At 28.4% G+C, this 2,591-nt stretch carries 4 protein-coding genes; all 4 read right to left on the bottom strand.

The features are described 5' to 3' along the window. Positions 1-112 precede the first annotated feature (112 nt). A complete protein-coding gene (locus tag RWQ74_RS08680; RefSeq protein ID WP_314397909.1) occupies positions 113-490 on the bottom strand; it encodes a type II toxin-antitoxin system death-on-curing family toxin in 378 nt (125 codons plus the stop codon). Further along, positions 487-729, bottom strand: a complete 243-nt coding sequence (locus tag RWQ74_RS08675; RefSeq protein WP_294683425.1) for a type II toxin-antitoxin system Phd/YefM family antitoxin — start codon at positions 727-729, stop codon at positions 487-489. The genes RWQ74_RS08680 and RWQ74_RS08675 overlap by 4 nt, the downstream gene beginning before the upstream one ends. A 113-nt stretch (positions 730-842) precedes the next feature. Continuing rightward, the gene (locus tag RWQ74_RS08670; protein ID WP_314397907.1) at positions 843-1,133 is read right to left on the bottom strand and encodes a PspC domain-containing protein; all 291 of its coding nucleotides are present in this window, start codon (positions 1,131-1,133) and stop codon (positions 843-845) included. Between the two features lie 254 nt (positions 1,134-1,387). Then, positions 1,388-1,831 (bottom strand): MepB family protein, encoded by a 444-nt coding sequence (locus RWQ74_RS08665; protein ID WP_314397905.1) that lies wholly within the window; start codon positions 1,829-1,831, stop codon positions 1,388-1,390. Between the last annotated feature and the right edge of the window lie 760 nt (positions 1,832-2,591).

Raw genomic sequence — 2,591 nt, 5'->3', positions numbered from 1 at the left:
AATCATGAGCTTTAAGCTCATGACCCTTCTCATCAGTCCTAAATTTTGGAGAACCGAAATAAGAAAAAACCAACTCTGAAAACATTTATTCAGAGTTGGTTTTATTTTTTAGCTATAATTGATGATCTATTATCCAAGTTGATAAATCTTCAATCGTTGCTTGACTTGAAGCAATCTTTAAAATAATAGTATATAATTCTTCTTGCGAGTATTCTAATTCTATTCTATTTAGAGCCAAAAAGACTAACATAGCGTGGACTCCTATCCGTTTATTCCCATCAATAAATGGATGATTTTTTACCAATCCATAGCATAATCTCGCTGCTTTTTGTTGAATTGTTGGATACATATCCTGATAATTAAATGTCTGAAATGGAGCATTAATTGCAGATTCTAACATTCCTAAATCTTTTACACCATCTAACCCTCCAAACTCAGAAATCAAATCTTTATGAAGTAAAAGTATTTGATTAGTTGATAATTTTATCATTTTGCCAACACCTCATAAGCCTTTTTATTTTTTTTCATTAAACTTTTAGAAAGTGCTAATACATCTTCATCCGAGGCTTGTTGAGTTTTTTCAAATTCATTAAATTCTACTAAAACATATCTTGGTGCATTATTTTTCAATATAACAACCGATCCATTTTCATCTACCATTCTTGCTATCTTAGAGAAGTTCTGATTTGCTTCTGTTATTGAAACCAAATTATTTGTGTCTATATTCATACATAACACCTCCTTTCCATATTATTATAATAAAAAAATAGGATTAATTCAACCTATTTTATGTGATTAAAAAGTTCTAATTGACAGTTAATCAATTAGAACTTTTCTTTATGTTACTTTTCCCAAGCACGTCCGTCGATGTAGCTTGAATTTCTGTAGTTTTCTTTCGTCGGTTTTACCGGCATTATTATCGATAACAATATGTATACCAATATTGGGCTACCAAATGAGAAAATACTCGCCAATAAGAATAGTACTCGTAAGAAACTCACACTTATTCCAAATCTTTTACTTAAACCACTGCATACCCCAGAGATTAAAGCTCCTTCGTATAATTTATACATCTCTTTATCTTCTAAAAATTTAAGAAATTTATTCCATAATTTATTTAATCCATCTATCATAATAAATTCCTCCTGACTTTATTGTTGATATTTTATTATTCTGACTTTATAAATATTATATCACATTTCTATGATATATATTAACTATTGTACTCAAGCGACTTTAAACTAAGTTTATATTATAAGATTTTTAATAAACATCTTAAAAATGACATTAACAGTGAAATTCTTATCGAGCATAAAAACCAAATCGTTTGCGTATATATGAACCTACTAAAGATTTCATCAATATTTTTCTCCAAGAGTACCAAAAATTATTCTTGTGATTCAATTATTCTAAAAAATTTCAATTGCCATTTTTGTGCTTCTAGAGCTGTTTTATTTAAATCCGTAGACCAAGGTGGATAAAATCTCATAGCCATTTTTCCTTTGCTGTCTTTTGTCGAGAGAATTTTTTTACGGATAGCCTCATCATTTGGAATAATAAAAAGTCCTCTCTTATCGTTATCGATCACAACAATAACGAGTTCATTCCCTAGATCTTCATTAGTATATGGAATGTTCTTATTTCTTGAGTCTTTTTTCCAAAAGGCTGTAAAATATCCTTCTTTTTTTGGTGTTTTTTTTGCCAAGCGACATCTTTTATATCCTTGCTCTTCCTTTATTTTGATAAGGATACCTTCGTATTTTTCATTCCACTTTTCTTTAATGAATTCAAAATCACCATAAAACTCATTTAGAACCTCAAGTATTTTCATTATGACGTACGTCCCCCTTAACAAAATTTTTTTCACTTGAATTACTGCATACCCCTGGTATAATACCCCCTCGTATGATTTATAATCTTTTTATCTTCTAAAAACTTAATTCATATTTTATTATTCTGATCTTATAAATATTATATCATATTTATATGCTATATATTACTTGTTGTACTCAGGTGACTCTAATCTAAGTTTATATTATAAGATTTTTAATAAATATCTCCAAAACCATATTATCTGTGAAATACTTATCTTAAAAAATAAAAGAACACTCCGAAGAATGTTCTTTCATTTTTTGACAAGAGTCTTAAAGGATGGACGGCGTACCCATCATCTCAGGTACTCTATAAAATAGTGTGTAGAGAACCTTTTCTACTTCTATAAAACTTTTTCTATCTTCATGCTATAACAAATATGTTGGTTTGTCAAAAACTTTCCATTTATTTCATACCTTTTTAAAATTTTTCAAATTCCTTCTTGACAAGTGAGTGTTTACTCACTATAATATTGATTATAAGGTGAGTGTCCACTCACTAAAGATTTAAAATCTTATTTCTAACGAGATATTTCTTAGAACCTAGCGTGAACTATATAATAATCGTAGTTCTAAAAACATTAGGTGAACTGATATCTCTCAAATAATCTCAGCTATATTTTTTAAATTATAGAGTGAGTGTTTACTCAACTTAAGAAAGGAATATAATTCTTATGAAAAAATTAATACAAATTACTTCATTATCAAAAAGCTTCGGGG

This window comes from uncultured Gemella sp., from assembly GCF_963525165.1.
Taxonomy (GTDB): domain Bacteria; phylum Bacillota; class Bacilli; order Staphylococcales; family Gemellaceae; genus Gemella.
The sequence above is the reverse complement of the archived record's forward strand: the minus strand, read 5'-3'. Positions and strand labels throughout refer to the sequence as shown.